General features: G+C 49.5%; 16 protein-coding genes, 3 tRNA genes, 1 other RNA gene and 1 other annotated feature. Of the genes, 5 read left to right on the top strand and 15 right to left on the bottom strand.

Annotated features, from left to right (window positions below; genetic code table 11):
- Positions 1-451 precede the first annotated feature (451 nt).
- From KNP92_RS15530 to tadA, 6 genes are all read right to left on the bottom strand, one after another.
- A complete protein-coding gene (locus KNP92_RS15530; RefSeq protein WP_211780243.1) occupies positions 452-676 on the bottom strand; it encodes a YaaL family protein in 225 nt (74 codons plus the stop codon).
- Positions 673-1272, bottom strand: a complete 600-nt coding sequence (gene recR, locus KNP92_RS15525) for a recombination mediator RecR (protein WP_034804443.1) — start codon at positions 1270-1272, stop codon at positions 673-675. Before recR ends, KNP92_RS15530 begins: the two co-directional genes overlap by 4 nt.
- A gap of 22 nt (positions 1273-1294) precedes the next feature.
- Positions 1295-1612 carry a YbaB/EbfC family nucleoid-associated protein gene (locus KNP92_RS15520; protein WP_214842127.1) on the bottom strand — a complete coding sequence of 106 codons (318 nt, stop codon included), beginning with the start codon at positions 1610-1612 and terminating at the stop codon, positions 1295-1297.
- Between the two features lie 17 nt (positions 1613-1629).
- A complete protein-coding gene (dnaX, locus tag KNP92_RS15515) occupies positions 1630-3309 on the bottom strand; it encodes a DNA polymerase III subunit gamma/tau (RefSeq protein ID WP_214842124.1) in 1680 nt (559 codons plus the stop codon).
- Positions 3310-3402: 93 nt separating this feature from the next.
- Positions 3403-3671, bottom strand: an RNA gene (gene ffs, locus KNP92_RS15510) — signal recognition particle sRNA large type.
- Between the two features lie 53 nt (positions 3672-3724).
- The gene (gene tadA, locus KNP92_RS15505) at positions 3725-4225 is read right to left on the bottom strand and encodes a tRNA adenosine(34) deaminase TadA (protein WP_214842121.1); all 501 of its coding nucleotides are present in this window, start codon (positions 4223-4225) and stop codon (positions 3725-3727) included.
- Positions 4226-4346: 121 nt separating this feature from the next.
- Here tadA and KNP92_RS15500 point away from each other — a divergent pair, with 121 nt between their 5' ends.
- On the top strand, positions 4347-4982 hold the full coding sequence (locus KNP92_RS15500) for a deoxynucleoside kinase (protein ID WP_034804455.1): 636 nt from the start codon (positions 4347-4349) through the stop codon (positions 4980-4982).
- A complete protein-coding gene (locus KNP92_RS15495) occupies positions 4979-5650 on the top strand; it encodes a deoxynucleoside kinase (protein WP_034804458.1) in 672 nt (223 codons plus the stop codon). Before KNP92_RS15500 ends, KNP92_RS15495 begins: the two co-directional genes overlap by 4 nt.
- A gap of 39 nt (positions 5651-5689) precedes the next feature.
- Here KNP92_RS15495 and KNP92_RS15490 read toward each other — a convergent pair whose 3' ends face one another.
- From KNP92_RS15490 to pdxS, 8 genes are all read right to left on the bottom strand, one after another.
- Positions 5690-6685: a hypothetical protein gene (locus KNP92_RS15490; RefSeq protein WP_214842118.1), complete on the bottom strand. Its 996-nt coding sequence runs from the start codon at positions 6683-6685 to the stop codon at positions 5690-5692.
- Between the two features lie 164 nt (positions 6686-6849).
- Positions 6850-6939 (bottom strand) — tRNA-Ser (locus tag KNP92_RS15485).
- Between the two features lie 29 nt (positions 6940-6968).
- A tRNA-Ser gene (locus KNP92_RS15480) sits at positions 6969-7059 on the bottom strand.
- Positions 7060-7095: 36 nt separating this feature from the next.
- A tRNA-Ser gene (locus KNP92_RS15475) sits at positions 7096-7186 on the bottom strand.
- A 155-nt stretch (positions 7187-7341) separates the two neighbouring features.
- A complete protein-coding gene (gene serS, locus KNP92_RS15470) occupies positions 7342-8625 on the bottom strand; it encodes a serine--tRNA ligase (RefSeq protein ID WP_214842115.1) in 1284 nt (427 codons plus the stop codon).
- Between the two features lie 52 nt (positions 8626-8677).
- Positions 8678-8886 (bottom strand) — a binding site (T-box leader).
- A gap of 18 nt (positions 8887-8904) precedes the next feature.
- Positions 8905-10134 (bottom strand): D-alanyl-D-alanine carboxypeptidase family protein, encoded by a 1230-nt coding sequence (locus tag KNP92_RS15465; protein WP_251136646.1) that lies wholly within the window; start codon positions 10132-10134, stop codon positions 8905-8907.
- Positions 10135-10233: 99 nt separating this feature from the next.
- A complete protein-coding gene (gene pdxT / locus KNP92_RS15460; protein WP_214842112.1) occupies positions 10234-10812 on the bottom strand; it encodes a pyridoxal 5'-phosphate synthase glutaminase subunit PdxT in 579 nt (192 codons plus the stop codon).
- A gap of 1 nt (position 10813) precedes the next feature.
- Positions 10814-11704 (bottom strand): pyridoxal 5'-phosphate synthase lyase subunit PdxS, encoded by an 891-nt coding sequence (pdxS, locus tag KNP92_RS15455; RefSeq protein WP_214842109.1) that lies wholly within the window; start codon positions 11702-11704, stop codon positions 10814-10816.
- A 287-nt stretch (positions 11705-11991) separates the two neighbouring features.
- On the opposite strand from pdxS, the gene pdxR reads away from it, so the two are divergent.
- The 3 genes from pdxR to KNP92_RS15440 all read left to right on the top strand — a co-directional run bounded on the left by pdxR (position 11992) and on the right by KNP92_RS15440 (position 17591).
- On the top strand, positions 11992-13401 hold the full coding sequence (gene pdxR, locus KNP92_RS15450) for a MocR-like pyridoxine biosynthesis transcription factor PdxR (RefSeq protein ID WP_214842101.1): 1410 nt from the start codon (positions 11992-11994) through the stop codon (positions 13399-13401).
- Complete coding sequence (locus KNP92_RS15445) at positions 13398-14021, top strand: class A sortase (RefSeq protein ID WP_260564238.1); 624 nt, start codon at positions 13398-13400, stop codon at positions 14019-14021. Before pdxR ends, KNP92_RS15445 begins: the two co-directional genes overlap by 4 nt.
- Positions 14022-14171: 150 nt before the next feature.
- The gene (locus KNP92_RS15440; RefSeq protein ID WP_214842097.1) at positions 14172-17591 is read left to right on the top strand and encodes an alpha-amylase family glycosyl hydrolase; all 3420 of its coding nucleotides are present in this window, start codon (positions 14172-14174) and stop codon (positions 17589-17591) included.
- A gap of 42 nt (positions 17592-17633) precedes the next feature.
- Here the strand turns inward: KNP92_RS15440 and guaB are convergent, their stop codons facing one another.
- Positions 17634-19097 carry an IMP dehydrogenase gene (gene guaB, locus KNP92_RS15435; protein ID WP_214842094.1) on the bottom strand — a complete coding sequence of 488 codons (1464 nt, stop codon included), beginning with the start codon at positions 19095-19097 and terminating at the stop codon, positions 17634-17636.
- Between the last annotated feature and the right edge of the window lie 297 nt (positions 19098-19394).

Here is a 19394-nt window from a genome sequence, read left to right as displayed (position 1 = left end):
CCGCCAGCGTTCGTCCTGAGCCAGGATCAAACTCTCCAAAGAATTTGATATAGCTCTTGAAAATGACGAAGCTTGCGCTTCATTCAAAATTTAAAACATTTTTTGCCTCATCGTTCAGTTTTCAAAGTTCGTCTGTCGCTCATTGGCGACTTAAATATCTTAACAAGTTATTAACGAAAGGTCAATATCTTTTTAAAATATTTTTTTGCGTTCGCTCTCGGCGACGTCTATTAATATATCAGTAAAATTAATAATGTGCAATAACTTTTCTAGAAAAACTTTTGGTTTTTATAAAGTTCTTTTGTTACGACAGGTACATGAAACTTTTTCTTCATTATATAGCCTTGAATCATCACCTTATATTGATCTAATTCTTATTTAGTTTATCCATCATTCCACTTTGAATTAGGCAGAATGGATAAAAAAAGAGAACGAGGTTTTAGCCTCGTTCTCACGAACGTAAACTAGATAGCGATACGTTTCGTCGTTTCGCCTCTTTTAAATAAAAGAAATAGAGCATTTCTGCTTGCTTCACTTGCGCTGCTAGTTCTCCCGTATCTTCAATACTTACGTCTAACATATAACGCTTTGCTTCGAACTTCGACTTCGCATCTAACAACTCTTCTAGAAATCGTTGATCATACTCCGTTCGTAGCGACTTTCGAAACCACCTCATAATTCTCTTCGACCTTCCATCGCACGAGATAATGTGACTTCATCCGCGTATTCCAAATCCCCTCCGACCGGGAGACCATGAGCAAGACGTGTCACACGAATACCGGTTGGTTTTAATAGACGAGACAAGTACATCGAGGTCGCTTCTCCCTCGATATTCGGATTCGTTGCTAAAATCACTTCCGTAATTTGTTCGTGTTCTTGTAAACGTGTCAATAAGCTGGATACGTTAATGTCCTCCGGCCCAATCCCTTCCATTGGACTGATGGCACCATGAAGTACATGGTATTTTCCTCGATACTCCCGCATCTTTTCCATCGCAATCACGTCTCTTGAGTCTTGCACGACACAGACAACTGTTTCGTCTCGATGTGAATCGGTACAAATGGAACATGGATCTACGTCCGTAATGTGTCCGCAGACGGTACAATACTTGATATCGCGCTTGGCGCTGACAAGAGACTTCGCAAATGTCAGCACATCGTCCTCTTCCATATCTAACACATGAAAGGCCAGTCGAATGGCCGTCTTCGGACCAATGCCTGGTAATTTTGTAAAACTCTCAATCAACCGCCCAATCGCTTCAGGGTATTGCAACTCGCATCTTTCCTTTCTTCACTTAAAAGCCTGGGAGGTTCATCCCTTGTGTGAAACGTCCCATCTTATCATTAACAAGTTGATCGGCTTGTTTCATTCCATCGTTTACCGCTGCGAGGACCAAATCTTGCAACATTTCAACGTCATCTGGGTCGACTGCATCTTCCGCAATGATGACGTCTAGCACTTCTTTGTGCCCGCTAACGATGACTTTGACCATGCCGCCACCTGCTGTTCCTTCAACCGTCATATCTTTTAGCTCTTCTTGAGCTTTCGCCATGTCTTTTTGCATTTTCTGCATTTGTTTCATCATATTGTTCATGTTTCCCATTCCACGCATATAAAGCGCCTCCTTTGTTAAACTTCTTCGATTTCGACGACATCACCGAAACGTTCGAACGCCTGTGCGACAAGCGGATCTTCTTCTGCCGGCTTCGCTTCTTCTTTCGTATCTGTGCGCTCCGCTTGTTTCTGAAGGATGAACTCGTTTTTCAATTCAAGCCAATCTGTTTCAAGTACAGCCATAATTTCTCGACGGATTCCCGTTACTTCAAACAACGCTTGTTCGATTACGTCACGGGTGCGGCCATTCGAACTGACTTGTTCATAATGCCATGTCATCCCATCTTTAAATTGTACCAGTAAGGTGTCGCTTGCACAAAGGACAGCCTCACTCTCATAGAACAATGCAAAGATTGGACCATCTTGTGTTCGGATATTCCCCATGATATCTTCCCAGCTATCGCGAATCGCGTTCAAGTGCTGACGTTCTGCCCGCTGCAGGAGTTGACGAATCCGTTCTTTCGGCACGCGAATTTGGGTCCGTTTGACGGCTTTCGGTTTGTCCGCAGGCGCGTCCGCTACCGCCACGCCATTTTTTTTCACTTCGCTCAACTCTTTACTCAGTTCACGGACTTGATCTTGTAGCTGTTGCATCTGCTCGCTCATCGTCCGACCTTGTTCGGCAATCCGGATAAATGTCAATTCAACGAGTACTTTCGGATGGTTCGACAAACGCATCTGTTGTTGACACTCGTTTAACTCTTCAATGACTTGGAACAACGCATCTGTTGTCGTCGCTTCGACAAAGGCACGGAACTGCTCGTTCGGTCGGGCTCGCTCTAGTAAATCAACCGCTTGCGGGGAAGCTTTCAAAAGGAGCGCGTCCCGATGAATGAAGACGAGATCTTCCACGAAACGCTTCAAGTCTTTCCCGTCGCGCAACATTGTCTCTAGCGTATTAAGAATGCGATCGAGTTGTTTTTGTTGTAAGCCATAAGCCATCTCAAGTAACGCATCGTCCGTTACAGCTCCCGTCACTTCAAGGACGGCGTCTTCGGTCAAACGGTCATCGCTGAAGGCCAAGGCTTGATCTAACAAACTCAATGCATCGCGCATGCCGCCATCGGCCGCACGGGCAATCAGCTTGAGCGCTTCTGGGTCATATTCATATTCTTGATCGTTTAAAATGTAGGCCATTCGCGTCTGCAACTGACCAACTTCATGGCGCTTCACGTCAAAGCGCTGGCAGCGCGAGATGATCGTCGCCGGAATCTTATGCGGTTCTGTTGTCGCTAAAATAAAGATGGCATGCGGCGGCGGTTCTTCTAACGTTTTTAACAACGCGTTGAACGCACCCGTCGACAACATGTGCACCTCATCGATGATGTATACTTTGAAGCGCGCTTGCGAAGGCGGATATTTCACTTTATCTCGAATCTCGCGAATCTCATCGACACCGTTATTTGAAGCGGCATCGATTTCGAACACGTCTGGGCTCGTCCCTTCGGTGATGGCGATACATGTCGGGCATGTATTACACGGCTCTCTCGTCGGTGCTGTCTCACAGTTGATTGCTTTCGCGATAATTTTAGCAAGACTCGTTTTCCCCGTCCCTCTTGGACCGGAGAACAAGTAGGCATGGGATACCCGCTCCTCGAGCAACGCATTTTGAATCGTGCGTGTGATATGAACTTGGCCGACTACCTCTTGGAACGACTGCGGACGATAGACCCGATACAATGCTTGATACGCCATGTCTCCGCCTCCTTTCTCTCAATTGTCTCTATTTCATCATACAAAAAAATCTACAACCCTGGGGCCGTAGATTAAAGTTATTAAATAAATCTGCCGCGCACCGATTTCTGAAAGCACGTCAATGTGCGTTACTCATGCAGTTTGCTCGGCCCAAGCACCCCTGCGGCACACGGTACGTCACCACTTAAGGCTGCTTCCTTCCGGACCTGACCTGGTTCATGGGTGACCGTTGCGCAGGACTCAGACGTCAACGCCACTTACACGAGGACGGGCCACACCAATGCACTCCCTCGAATCGGAATTCAGTCTCGCTATAGCGGATTGCGAGTTACAGGGCACCGCTACCTCCCCGCCTAGCACGGCAAATGGGTAAATGAAGTTAAGCACTTCGTTGAGTGCTATTACATTATACTGTTTAATCTATAGGGTTGCAACCTCTCTGTTCAAGCCGAGCTAGCTTCTTCCTTTGACGAAGGTCACGAAAGAAATCCGTCAAGAGGGCGCCACATTCTTCTGCTAAAACATTTTCTGTCACCTCTGCTTGATGATTGAACCGTTCATCTTGAACGAGGTTCATGAGCGTCCCACAACAACCGCCTTTTGGATCATGCGCTCCGAAGATGACTCGCTTCACACGCGAGAGAACGATGGCACCCGCGCACATCGGACACGGCTCTAACGTCACATACAACTCACAGTCCTCAAGCCGCCAATTTTGAAGCGTCTCGTTCGCTGATTCGATTGCAATCATCTCCGCGTGAGCCGCTGCCAACAAGTCTGTTTCTCGGCGATTGTGACCGGTCGCAATCACCTCGTCACCTTTGACGATGACGCATCCGATTGGGACTTCCCCAATCGCTTCCGCCTTCTTTGCTTCTTCTATAGCGAGCCGCATAAATCGTTCATCACGTTCCATATTTACACTCCGTTTCTCATCACTTATTATGAAAAAAAATGAAAATCATTTCGCTCGCCCTATCCCATCCATTGTATGCTAGAATGGAACTTGCACTTTGGATAATGGAGGATGACATCATATGTTTATAACGGTAGAGGGACCGATTGGTGTCGGGAAAACGTCACTGGCCCATATCATCAGTCAGCACTTTTCAATGCAGATGCTGAATGAAATTGTAGAAGAGAACCCATTTCTCGGCAAGTTTTATGAAGATATCGAAGAATGGAGTTTCCAAACGGAAATGTTCTTCTTGTGCAATCGCTTCAAGCAATTAGACGATATCCACAAACACCACTTGAGTCAACAGCAATCCGTCGTTTCAGACTATCATATTTTCAAGAACTTGATTTTTGCCCACCGTTCCCTACGACCGGCTCATTTAAATAAGTATGAGCAAATCTATAAGATTTTGACGCATGATATGCCGAAACCTGATGTCGTCATCTACTTGCACGCGAGCATCGAGACGCTCATGAAGCGCGTCGCTTTGCGTGGACGTGAAGTAGAAGAGAACATGTCACGCGATTACCTCGAACAACTCGCTCGTGATTACGAGACGTTCGTCGAATCCTATCGCGCGACCCACCCCGAAGTGACGATTCTTTCGTTTAGCGGCGACGAGCTCGACTTCGTCCACAACCCGGATGATTTGACGCACGTCCTCACTACGATTGAACGCGAACTAGAATTGACTAAAGGAGCACAAGCCAAATGACGCTGAATGAAAAGTATAACATTCCGAATGACACGATCATCACGATTGGCGGCATGGTCGGAATCGGAAAGTCGACGATCACCAACTCGCTCGCAGACGCCCTGAACTTCCGGACGTCTCTCGAGAAAGTAGACACGAACCCGTATCTCGATAAATTCTATCATGATTTCGAGCGTTGGAGCTTCCATCTCCAAATCTACTTCTTGGCTGAACGTTTCAAAGAACAGAAGAAGATTTTCCAATATGGCGGCGGATTTATCCAAGACCGTTCGATTTATGAAGATACAGGGATTTTTGCGAAGATGCATTACGAGAAAGGCACGATGTCGCCAACAGACTACGAGACGTACTCGAGTCTATTTGAAGCGATGGTGCTCACTCCATTCTTCCCACACCCAGATTTGCTCATCTACCTCGAAGGCTCGTTCGAACAAGTCCTCGATCGTATTCAAATGCGTGGGCGTGAGATGGAGCAACAAACTCCAATCTCATATTGGGAAGAGATGTACGAGCGGTATACCGAGTGGATCAACAACTTCAACCTTTGCCCGGTACTTCGTCTCTCGATTGAAGAGTACGATTTGATTAACGATCCAGATTCGGTTGAACTCATCCTTGAGAAGATCGAAAAACAATTGACGATCGCACGTGAAGCGAAAGTCAGATAAGTAAGAAGGTGCGTCGCATACAGAAGCGGCGCACCTTTTTTATATGTGGGCAATCGTCCGTTCACCATGTCGCGGCGTCTTCCGCGCTTTTCGGAACCCGTCGATAGAATCGAACACAGCCGCTAACATCGTGATGGCGACGACCAGACCGAACACCCAAGTGAGCGAAACACTAGCCGGTACATTCGTCTCGACCCAGGCGAGGAACCGTGTATCGAATAACCGCGGTGAGCTGGCCATCCAGATGATGAATGTGGCCGACGCGAGATTGTACACCAAGTTATAGGATGCAAGGGCGTAGGACCAACGACCTTTCACCCATTTCCATAACCCGAGCCCGACTTGAAGCAATATGATGATGAGAAACCATCCAATCATGTTAAAGAGAAACGTTTGGTTGAACACAGGTGTCATCATCGTGAAGCCTGACGAAGTCGATTCATAGATACCGATCAATCGCTCCGCGCTGACGTAAACACCGAACCAGACCGCTGTAAAAAAGATCCCGATCCCAGCATCCCATTTGCTAATCCGTCCGCCGCGCTCCCGTTCCCGAAGTGTATTTACGTCCCACTTCATCTTCATCGCTTTCACTTCTTCGCCTCCATAGCGCTCCATTAAAAAGAAGACGAGAGTAATCCAAAAGATGAGCTGAATGCCGACGTTCCATAACACGCCAAACACGTTCGTTAAAAACGTACCGAGCGTCGGAAGGACGGGACCAGAGAATGTCGGAATACTCGCCAGCACGAGCCCGACAAAAACCATCGCCAACACAATCGGAACGACCAACTTTAAAAGGGACACGTATTGCGGGAACAGCGTCGGTCCGATGACGTATTGCCCTCCGTAGTCACGTGCTGCCACGACCGCAGGATGTCCCATTTCACCTAACACCTGCTTTACTTCCGCTTCTGTCGCATCGGCCGGCAACGTCGCTTCGATCTCTTGGCGCAACGATTCGGCCAGCTCGTCACGTTTCCCGGCCGGAACGTGCTTGATGACCTCCTCGATATATAGCTCGACCCAATCCATGACGTTCACCTTCTTTCACATGAATCCGCATAAACTCTATACGATTAGAATTCCCGCTTTGCCATGAGACTAGCCGCTGTTCGCCATTTTGCCACAAAAAAAGTCGCAGACCGGAGTCTGCGACCATAAAAAAACGCATCTGCCCATGCAGATGCCCAATCAAGCGGAGTTGGTGGGATTCGAACCCACGCGAGCCTTGCGACTCCTAACGGATTTCGAGTCCGTCCCCTTCAGCCGGACTTGGGTACAACTCCAGGCTTAAAAAAGTGTAAAAAAAAGAAAGTGGAGGAGGTGGTGGGATTCGAACCCACGCAGGCTATTACACCCCTGACGGTTTTCAAGACCGTTCCCTTAAACCACTTGGGTACACCTCCAAAAAATATGAAATTGTTGAGCCTCCAAAATAAAAATGGAGGAGGTGGTGGGATTCGAACCCACGCAGGCTGTTACACCCCTGACGGTTTTCAAGACCGTTCCCTTAAACCACTTGGGTACACCTCCAAAGCTCATATACAATTCGCGAACAATCATCTCGCTCGACATGATTTATAGTACCAACTGACGAGACAGATGTCAAACCCTTTTGTGAAAAAACATTAGAAAAAAATCAAAAAAATCCGTCGACACATTCTAGTGTCGACGGGATTGAAACGGACTTAGCGTGGCATCTCGATTTTTTCGATTCCACCCATATAAGGACGAAGCACTTCAGGAATGACGACTGAGCCGTCCGCTTGTTGGAAGTTCTCCAAAATCGCGGCCACGGTCCGGCCAACGGCGAGTCCAGATCCGTTCAGTGTGTGAACGAACTCAGGTTTCGCGTTCGCCTCGCGGCGGAAACGGATTCCGGCACGGCGCGCTTGGAAATCTTCAAAGTTTGAGCAAGATGAAATCTCGCGGTACATCCCTTGAGCCGGCATCCACACTTCGATGTCGTATTTCTTCGCAGCCGTGAATCCAAGGTCAGCCGTACACATGCTGAGTACTTGATATGGGAGACCGAGACGTTTGAGCACTTCTTCTGCGTGACCCGTCAACAGTTCGAGTTGTTCGTAAGACTCTTCTGGCTTAACGAAACGGACGAGCTCGACTTTGTTGAACTGGTGCTGGCGAATGAGACCACGCGTGTCGCGGCCAGCTGATCCGGCTTCAGAACGGAAGCAAGCGCTGTACGCTGTATACGTGATCGGAAGCTGCTCATCCGCGAGTATCTCATCGCGGTGCATGTTCGTCACCGGCACTTCTGCTGTCGGCACGAGGAAGTAATTCGTATCGGCCACTTTAAACGCGTCTTCTTCAAACTTTGGAAGCTGACCCGTCCCTGTCATCGCATCACGGTTGACCATGTATGGTGGTAAGACTTCAGAATAGCCGTGCTCATCGGCGTGCATGTCCATCATGAAGTTGATCAACGCGCGCTCTAGACGGGCACCGAGTCCCTTATAGAAAACGAAACGGCTTCCTGTGACTTTTCCGGCTCGCTCGACGTCGACGATGTTCAAGTCTTCCATCACATCCCAATGCTGCTTCATTTCAAAATCGAACGTTGGTTTCGTACCGACTTCACGGATGGTCACGTTGTCGTCTTCCGTTTCGCCGATCGGTGTTGATTCATGCGGAATGTTCGGAATGCTCAGCAGAATCATATTCAACTCCGCTTCGACTTCACGCAAGTCTTCATCTAATAATTTGATTTCGTCGCCAAGTCGGCGCGTTTCGAGAATCGGTGCTTCCGCGTCTTGTTTATTGCGTTTCAGTTCAGCAATTTGTTTAGACGCCTCGTTCCGTTTTGCTTTTTTTACATCGACTTCGTTAATGAGGTTTCGTCGTTTCTCCTCGAGCTCCGGGAAACGGTCAAGCGCGCTCAAGTCTTCACCTCGGTGAGCAAGCTTCGCTTTAATCTCTTCAAAATCTTGACGTAATCGTTTGATATCTAACATCCATTTTTCCTCCTTTTTCACATAAAAAAGGCAGCCCATCCCTTTCCCGTAGGAAAGGGACGAACCACCTTGGATCCGCGTTGCCACCCTCGTTGCCTGACGTGCAGGCCACTCGATGCACGTAACGTGTGCGTAACGTGACTTGTTTCCAAGCCAATGCTCCGAGGCCGATTCGGTTACACCATCCCACTAGTTTGCACCAACCACTAGCTCTCTGTCAGTAGATGACTGTAACGTACTTTTCCTCATCGTTGCATCTGTCATTGAATTAGTTTTACTTTACAACAACTCGAGTCTATCGACAAGGCTCAGTTTTCCGAGAACGAGTCGGATTTCATTAAGAAAGTCGGAAAACGCACGTGTCATTCGGGTCAAGAACGATGCCGATTCGACCGTTTCTGCTGCTACGAGCATCGCTTTCGGTGGTTGCTCACCGTCCAAGTAACGGACCGATTCAGACAGGTCGACCGTTACCGTGCCAACTTGTTTGTCTGGAGCGAGCGGCGCTGTCGTGTCGGGTAAATCATAAACGAGGGACGGAACGTCTTGCCCTTTTTCAATCAATACCTCGAACGTGGACGTCGTGCGGACCGTAGCCTGCTCCGTCTCCCCGCCTGCCACGAAGACAGACTCCGGCACAACCTCACCGCTTCGTAACAACGGGGTCATGACAAACTCGCTATACGCATAGTCATGAAGTGCTTTCGTCGCCGTATAACGACCTTCGTCTGTCTTCGCGCCTAATACGACAGACAACACCGTTCGACCGTCACGCGTCGAAACACCGACGAAACAGTATCCGGCGTCATCTGTCGTTCCTGTCTTGAAACCAAGCATACCCGCGTACGCCAGATCACGGCCGGCAAGCATGCGGTTCGTCGCTTCAAACCGAACCCCATCAATATCGACGTGGGCCTGCTTCGTCACATCGAGTACATCGGGATAACTCGTTAAATAAGCGAGGGCCAGTTTCATTAAATCACTCGCCGATGTTAAGTTCTCGCCCGGACGTCCAGCGGAAGCCGAATCGAGTCCAGAAGCGTTCGCGAATGTCGTCTGCGTCATCCCTAGCGCCGTTGCCCGCTCATTCATCAACTCAACAAACGCCGTTTCTGAACCGGAGACCGCCTCGCCGAGCGTGACGGCGGCCTCATTCGCTGAGCGAATCAACGCTACGTCATATAGTTCTTTCACCGTGTACGGTTTATTGACGAGCGGGATGCGCGCAAGACCCGGTTTCGTTGTCAATGCGAGCGCCTCCGTGCTCGGTGTCACTTCCTGATTCCAACTGAGTTCACCCGCTTCGATCGCTTCGCGAACGAGGAAGGCGGTCATCAACTTTGTAATCGAGGCCGGGGGCAACATCGCGTCTTCTTCTTTTGAAAACAGCACTTGACCTGTCGTCAAATCGACGAGCATCGCGCCGCTCGCATCGACGCTCGGTGCGGCCGCTGCGTCATTCGGGTTCAATATATTCATGAAGATTGCTCCGATAAGCAACCACATCATCCATCTTGCTTTCACAACCTTGCCCCTTTCTGTTCATGTCTCGTTTTAGTGTAGCAAAAAACGGCATAAAAAAGGCTCCCGATTTCAGGAGCCTCTCATTTATGCGAGTTGATGCTTGTTCGCCGCCACGACGTCCAAGAAATAACGGTGCATCGACAAATCGTCTGTCAGCTCAGGATGGAACGAGCAAGCGACATATTTATCGTAGCGAACAGCCACGATGGCCTCTTCCACTTCCGCGAGGACATCAACGACCGGTTCGACCGATGCGACTTGCGGGGCGCGGATGAATACCGCTTCCACCGTCTCATCAATTCCTTTCACCGGCAATGCGACTTCGAAGCTGTCGACTTGACGGCCAAATGCGTTCCGTTTCACGGTCATCGGGATTTTTCGAAGATGGGCATCGTATCCTTCGACTTCTGTCGCGAGCAAAATTAAACCCGCACACGTCCCGAACATCGGAAGCTGCGTATTATCACGAAGCGGTTCGAGTAACCCGTAGCGGTCGAGCAAACGACGCATCGCCGTGCTTTCTCCACCCGGTAAGACGAGACCGTCGATTTGATTCAAGTCTTCGACTGAACGAACGACGCGTGTGTCGACGCCGAGTGCTTCGAGCATCCGGACGTGTTCACGAATCGCCCCTTGCATTCCGAGTACGCCAATCGTCGTCATCTTACCACCCTCGTGGTGCCATGAGCTCTTCTTCTTTAAGCGTCCGGACGTCTAAGCCTTTCATCGCTTCGCCGAGACCTTTTGACAAACTCGCGATACGCTCGAAGTCGTCATGGTACGTCGTCGCTTCGACGATCGCACGAGCGAACTTCTCTGGGTTCTCGGCTTTAAAGATTCCCGATCCGACGAAGACGCCGTCCGCACCAAGATGCATCATGAGTGCCGCATCGGCTGGTGTCGCGATACCTCCTGCTGCGAAGTTGACGACCGGAAGGCGGCCAGCTTCACGAATTTGCATGAGCACTTCAAACGGGGCTCCGAGGTCACGCGCTTCTGTCATCACTTCGTCCACGCTCATCGAGAGGAGACGCTTCACTTGTGCTTGAACTGTGCGCATGTGACGAACCGCTTCCACGATGTTTCCTGTTCCCGGCTCACCTTTCGTCCGGATCATCGCTGCGCCTTCACCGATGCGACGCGCTGCCTCACCAAGGTCACGGGCACCACAGACGAACGGTGCTGTATAGTCACGCTTGTATAAGTGGAACTCTTCATCCGCTGGTGTCAACACTTCGCTCTCGTCAATGAAATCGACCCCCATCGATTCAAGGACGCGTGCTTCGGCGATATGACCAATCCGGCATTTCGCCATAACTGGAACCGAGACCGCTCCCATAACATCTTCGATGATCGTTGGGTCTGCCATCCGGGCAACTCCACCCATTTTACGAATATCCGAAGGGACGCGCTCGAGTGCCATGACTGCGACCGCACCTGCCGCCTCAGCAATTTTAGCTTGTTCTGCGTTGATGACGTCCATGATGACGCCGCCTTTTTGCATTTCGGCCATCCCACGTTTTACTTTATCTGTACCGACTTGTCTCTTTTCCATTTAAATCCCCTCCATATAGGCTAATCTACTTGTAAGTATAGATTGAATTGACTATATTGAAAGTGTCAGTTTGATAGTTTTTAAAGTGGTCAGTTCGATTGAAGGACATCTGTTTTCCATTCTCGAATGGAATCAATGAGAAAGGAGGACTGTGGATGGCACAATTCGACCCGCGCGATAAAGCACAAGATCGTACTTACTATGGGAAACCAGGTTTATTCGGCTTACTCCTCGTCCTTGGTTTCGTCCTTTATTTCTTCTTCGGGTAACCACGGAAAGGATTTAAGATGGATATGCTTACACTCGCGCTCGAACCAGAATCGAGCACGCCTTTATATGAACAACTCTACTTACACATCCGCCAAGCGATCGTCGACGATACGTTGACGACCGGGACGAAACTGCCGTCAAAACGGAAACTGAGCGACTTTATCGACGTCTCTCAAACGACGGTCGAACTTGCCTACGCTCAGCTTCTTGCCGAGGGTTATATCGAGTCCGTTCCGAGGAAAGGCTTCTACGTGTTGCCGCAAGAAGAACTGTATGTACGACGCAATGACGGCATGCAGACGATTGAGCCACTTCCCATGAAGAAGACGTATACGTTTGACGTGTACCCGAGTCAAATCGACACGGCCGCGTTTCCGTTCGAACGATGGCGCCGTCACATTAAACAAATCGTCACTGAAGAGAACAGTGATTTGCTCACGCTCGGTTCCGTTCAAGGCGACCTCGTTCTCCGTCAAGAGATTGCGACGTATCTCTATCATTCCCGGGGTGTGAGCTGTTCTCCTGAACAAATCATCGTCGGCTCCGGCACCGAACAATTGCTCCCGCAACTCCTGGACCTATTGACCGACGCGAAGACATTCGGCATTGAAGACCCGGGATACCCGCTCACGAAGCAGCTATTCGAACATCAACAGCGTCATTACATCCCCATCCCTGTCGATGAGAGCGGTCTCGTCGTAGACCGACTCGAGACGGAACAAATCGATGCCGTTTATGTCACGCCGGCCCATCAATTTCCGACCGGCACCATCCTGTCCGTCAGTCGACGGCAACGTCTATTGAACTGGGCGTTTGACCGCCAGACATACATCATTGAAGATGACTATGACAGCGAATTCCGCTATAGTGGGAAGCCCATTCCTTCACTTCAAAGTATGGACCAAAACGAGCGCGTCATTTATTTGAGTACGTTCTCAAAATCGCTCATGCCGTCCCTCCGGATTGGATACATGGTATTGCCGCCGCAACTGTTGAATCGATATCGGGAACGTTATCGTCACTTTACTTGCAGCGTCCCTCGTTTTGAGCAACAGACACTCGCCGCATTCATGGCACATGGAGACTTCGAAAAACATTTGAATCGGATGCGCAAGACGTATCGACGAAAGCTCGAGACTGTCATCTCCGCCTTCAAACCATATGAATCGACGGTCGCGGTCTCGGGGACGAGCGCCGGCCTTCACGTCATTTTAACCGTGAAGACCCCGTCCTCGAGTGAGGTGTTGCGACGACAAGCCGAGGCGGCGAGCATCCGCATAAAAGCAATGGACGACTATGCAATTGATCGTCACGATTTGGCGCGGCAGTTCTTGTTCGGATTTGCCGCCATCTCAGAATCCGTTTTGCCAGTGGTTGTCGACCGGCTCATGTCGTGTTGGCATATACCGAAGGGAGGAATATCGTGAGACGCATACGTTTCGGACTTGGCCTATTCTTCATCCTTGTCGGCTTCTTGTTGATATCGAACACGTGGTGGAAAGACCAAGTGGCGGTCTCCAACAGTCAACACGTGACCGAGGGGTTGCAACTCCAACAACCTTCAGAAGGCACGTTTGACTTCTCAGCCGTCAATCCGCTGTCATGGAACGACTTAGTGACAGTGCGCAATCGCTTTCATGAATTGCCGACAATCGGATTGATTTCGGTGCCAGAAATTGCGTTGGAGTTACCCATCTTGTATGGGCTCGATGCAGATAATTTGGCTGTTGGAGCTGGAACGATGCGCCCAACCCAACAGATGGGTGTCGGGAATTATGCGTTGGCTGGTCATTACACGCAAAGTCCGACTTCCCTATTCGGTCCGCTTCATAAGATTCAAACGGGAATGAGCGTATACGTCACCGACTTGACCCATACGTATGAATATGTCGTCACATCACTTGAGACTGTGCCGCCCTCTCGAATCGATGTGCTCGACGAGACAATCGATCCGACTATTACGCTCATCACGTGTACGTTCGACGCAACGGAACGCCTAATTGTCAAAGGCAAATTGACTAAAACGACCCCGTACACGTCTCACTGACCCCTTTACTTTTTGAAGGTGGTCTTTTTATTTTTTAAAAATTATATTGTGAGCGCTTACATAATCGGCTACACTATTTTTGAAACCGTTTGCACAATTTTCCTATTTTGTTGTCCTGTAGACGATCACATTTCCTGAAAGAGGTGCTTTATGAAGAATAAAACTGCACGCCGTACGTCGACGCTTTTGTTATCTTCTGTCCTTTTAATTCAAACGGGCGTACCGGTGAACGTCCTCGCTGAACCGACGGCCATCACCGTCGATGGAGTTAAGAATGATTGGACTAACGTCCCGGCGCTCGCCACGTCCCCTACGGCCGGTTGGCAAGGATTTGACCTCGGTGACCTTTATTTGCAAAATGACGCCAAGCATCTTTATTTCTATGTCGACGCAAAGAACGTTCCGAACTGGGGCGACAATGGGCAGTACATAAACATTGCACTTCAAGTCAATGACGAAGACTCGGGCGTGAACACGAATCCACTCGGTTACCCGTTCACCTTCAGCCAAACCGATCGGAAGCCACAGTATCATATTTTACTTCGCGTCGATGGCGACACAGCGATTAAAGAAGCTGCGCTCTATGAATCGGGTAAGTCTGTCCCGCTGGCGAATTTGAACAACTTGAACGGCGCCTCGTTCGCCCTCGATCGGACAAAAGGATTTGAAGGGAAAATCCCATTGTCGCTTCTCGGTTTGACGAACAACGACCAACTCCGTGTCTTGACCGTCCTTAGCGGGAACAATGCTGGTGAGCATGGAGCGTTTGATACAATTCCAAGCGACCCAGCAAACAAACTAGCCGACAGTTGGAACGTCTCCGCGAATCCATCGACGCAATCCGTATATAGCTCGGCCTATACGCTGCGCGGGGTTGAAACGGTAAGCCAACTCGAAGTCACGACCGTCACACCAGCGAACCAAGCAACGGACATCGCCCTCGATGCCCCAATCACATGGACGTTTAATGAGCCTGTCACACTTAATGCTTCAAACGTTAGCTTGAAGAGCGGGGAAACGTTTGTCCCGTTTCGTGTCGAAACGAGCGGATCGACGGTGACGGTCATACCGACGGCTCCATTTACCCTCGGTCAAACGTTGGAAGCGACCATCCCAGCTGGTTCTGTCACAGGCAAGCTGTCAAACACGACGCTCCCTGCGCTCACAACGTCGTTTAAGACGATTACGGAAGTGGCAGATCCTTGGAAGACGCAGCGGTATATTGAAATGACATACGTCCGGGCAGACGGAGATTATAAAGACTGGAACTTATGGACGTGGAGCACCGGCGCGAAAGACGGACAGGTCGATCCGTATAAAGTGACCGAAACCGGCGCTATCTTCCGCATCCCGGTCGGAAAAGACGCGACGAATGTCGGCTTCGTCATTCGAAAAGGCACGGACTGGGCCGTCAAAGATGGTTACGGGGAAGATCGGTACGTCAAACTCGGTACCGATCGCATCACAAAAGTCGTCGTTGAGAGCGGAAAAGGTGTGTTCCACCAAGTGCCGACGATTCAAGGACCGGTCTTTGAGAACGGCGAGATTACGTTCTTCTATCGAGATAAAGCGTTATATGAAGCAGGTACACTCAATCAAATCGAGCGCGTCGCTTTGAAAGTGAACGGGACGACGTATCCGATGACGTACGAAGCGAAGAACGAATGGTTCCGTCACACGGTTAAACTACCGGAAGGGACACATGACTATACGTTCCTCGTGACGAAAGATGGCGTGACGACTGAGGTGAAAGACCCTTATTTCGAAGCGTCACGTGTTGAATACAAACGTCCGAACGTCAAGTTGACATCGTCTGTCTCACCAAAAGCCATCAGTTCACGGGAAAACGCCGTCGTTCATGTGAAGCCGACGTTACCAAAAGGAGTGACGCTACGTGAACTATATATCGATGCCCGCCCACTCGGTGGACCGGCAAAACTAGCCATCGACCCGGCGCTGAACAAACAGACGATTGCCGTTAAAGATAACGTCAAACCTGGCAACAAGACATTAACCGTTCAAGCGATCGATCAATACGGCAACGTGCATACGACGAAGACAACCGTCAACGTCCGACCGGTCACAATGAAAAACAAACAAGAATTCGATTGGGACGAGGCACGGATTTACTTCATGTTGACAGACCGGTTCTATGACGGCGACAAAACCAACAACAATCCGAACGGCGAATATTATGACTTGGATCACCCTGAATCGTATCACGGTGGTGATTTCGCTGGAATCACGAAAAAACTCGATTACCTCGATAAACTTGGCATCAACACGATTTGGATCACACCGATTGTGGATAACATCGATTGGGATCTGCGTTACGGAAAAGAAGGCTCTCAATATGGCTATCACGGCTATTGGGCGAAGAATTTCGAGAAGCTCGATGAACATCTCGGGGACATGGCAGCGTTCCATCGTTTGATTGACGCGGCAAATGAACGTGGAATCAAGATCATGGTCGATGTCGTCTTGAACCATCCGGGATATGGCATGGAACCTGGAGCGAAAGCGACAGGGGCGACGAATTTCCCAACGAATAAAGAACGGCAAGTCTTTGAAGGCATGATTCGTTCCAATCCGGTCGACGGAGACGATTTGAAAATGTCGCTCTCTGGGCTCCCTGACTTTAAGACAGAGGATGCTGCCGTCCGCGATCAACTCGTCAAATGGCAAACGGATTGGATTAAGCGCTCGAAGACGAAGAAAGGCAACACGATTGATTACTTCCGGGTCGATACGGTCAAACACGTCGACTCGACGACGTGGAAGTCGTTCAAAAACGAGTTGACGGCCATCAAGCCGGACTTCAAATTGATTGGTGAGCATTACGGGGCGAGTGTGAACAATACAGGCGGTTACTTGCGTAGCGGCCAAATGGACTCGCTCCTCGACTTTGATTTCAAATATCAAGCGGAGAGTTTCGTGAACGGGAATATTGATGGGGTCGAGAGCGCCCTCCAATATCGGAATAAGCAACTTTCGAACGAAGCGACACTTGGTCAGTTCCTGTCGAGCCATGACGAAGACGGTTTCCTCGTTTCCCGTGCTGGCGGCGATGAAGGAAAACATATGGTGGCAGCCTCGCTTCAAATGACAGCTAAAGGTCAACCGGTCATCTACTACGGCGAAGAGATTGGCCAATCTGGGAAACATGCCGGGGATATGGATAAAGGTGAGTTTAACGAAAACCGTTACGATTTCGACTGGAAGCGTGTTACGGGCGAAGGCAAAGCGATGCATACGCATTATCAAAAACTCTTAAACATTCGAGCCGATTACTCGAAAGTCTTCAGTAAAGGGACACGTGTCGTCGTCGCCGGGGGATCGAAAACCGGATATTCCATCTTTGAACGCGCCTACGGCAAACAGTCCGTTCTCGTCGGCTTGAACACGAAAGAGACGGCACAAAAAGCGACGTTCCAAACGAAATACAAGCACAAGACCGTGCTCGTTGATCGCTATAGCGGACGCTCTTACGTCGTACAACCCAATGGGAAAGTCACAGTACAACTGCCTGCACAAGATCAAGGTGGTACCGTCATCCTCGTGAAAAAATGAATAAAAAAAACCGTTGCTCGCACGTGAGCAACGGTTTTTTCGTTATCTTGAGTAGTTTGGTGCTTCTTTTGTAATATGAACGTCGTGCGGATGGCTCTCTTGTAGACCAGCGCCTGTCATGCGGATGAACTGTGTGTCTTCACGAAGCGAACGAATGTCTGCGGCGCCACAATAGCCCATTCCTGAACGAAGTCCGCCAATGAGTTGATACACCGTGTCGGCCAATTCACCACGATACGCCACACGTCCTTCGATGCCTTCTGGGACGAACTTCTTATCGGCTTCTTGGAAGTAACGATCTTGACTACCGCGTTTCATCGAAGCTTCCGATCCCATTCCACGATACGTCTTAAACTGACGACCTTGATAAATTTCCATCTCGCCTGGGCTTTCCTTCACGCCAGCCAAAAGACTACCGAGCATGACGGCATGCGCACCCGCAGCAATCGCCTTGACGATATCGCCTGAGTACTTGATTCCACCGTCGGCGATGACCGTCACGCCATGTTCACGTGCTTCTGTGACGCAATCGTATACCGCCGTGATTTGCGGAACACCGACACCTGCGACAACACGTGTCGTACAAATCGAACCAGGACCGATTCCGACTTTGATGACCGAGGCACCCGCTTCAATCAATGCGCGAGTCGCTTCCGCAGTCGCAACATTCCCTGCAATAATAGGAAGGGTTGGGAAAAGATCACGTAGTTCTTTTACTTTCTCAATGACACCTGCCGAGTGACCATGCGCCGTATCGACGACGAGCGCATCGACGCCTGCATCGACGAGGGTTTGAGCACGAGATGCGGCATCCCCTGTTACACCGACTGCAGCAGCGACAAGAAGACGACCTTGCTTATCTTTCGCCGCATGTGGGAACTGCTCGACTTTTTCAATGTCTTTCGTTGTGATCAATCCTTTTAAAATTCCTGCATCGTCAACGAGTGGTAACTTCTCGATCCGATGTTGGTGAAGGATGCGTTCTGCTTCTTCGAGTGACGTGCCGACTTTGGCCGTCACTAAGTTCTCAGTCGTCATGACATCTTCAATCACCGTTGAATAGTCTTTAATGAAGCGAAGGTCGCGGTTTGTTAAAATCCCGATTAGTTTTCGCTCTGTTTCTGAATTGACGATTGGTACACCCGAAATTCGGTATTTGCTCATCAAATATTCTGCATCATACACTTGCCGTTCTGGAGTTAAATAGAAAGGGTTCGTGATGACACCGTTCTCTGAGCGTTTGACGCGATCGACATGCTCGGCTTGCATTTCCATGGACATGTTCTTGTGAATGACACCTAGACCACCTTGGCGTGCCATCGCAATCGCCATCGGTGCTTCCGTCACAGTATCCATCCCGGCACTAATGACTGGAATGTTCAACTCGAGACCTTCACAAAGCTTCGTACTTAAGCTAACGTCTCTTGGTAAGACATTCGAGAATCTCGGCACGAGTAAGACATCATCAAATGTTAATCCTTCTTTTGCAAACTTGTTTTCCCACATAAAAATCGATTGCCCCTTTCCTATCGGACCCGAATCTTTGTTTCGAAATATTTCTGTAATGGTAACAGGTATGACGAGAAAGTGCAATTCAATTGAGGATGTTCAGAAAGTTCTGAATTGTGTTCGTTGGACCGAGCGGATGGAATAAACATTCGGAAATCGCTTAAATTGTATTCGTATAGTAGTACGTTTTTAAAGAAAAGTACAGAAAAAGACGACCAAGCAGATGCTTGATCGTCTCATGTTGCCTGGCAACGTCCTATCCTCACAGGGGGAGACCCCCAACTACTTTCGGCG

Origin of the sequence: Exiguobacterium sp. s122 (genome assembly GCF_018618475.1) — a bacterium.
GTDB lineage: Bacteria > Bacillota > Bacilli > Exiguobacteriales > Exiguobacteriaceae > Exiguobacterium > Exiguobacterium himgiriensis.
This window is presented reverse-complemented; position numbering and strand designations above follow the sequence as displayed.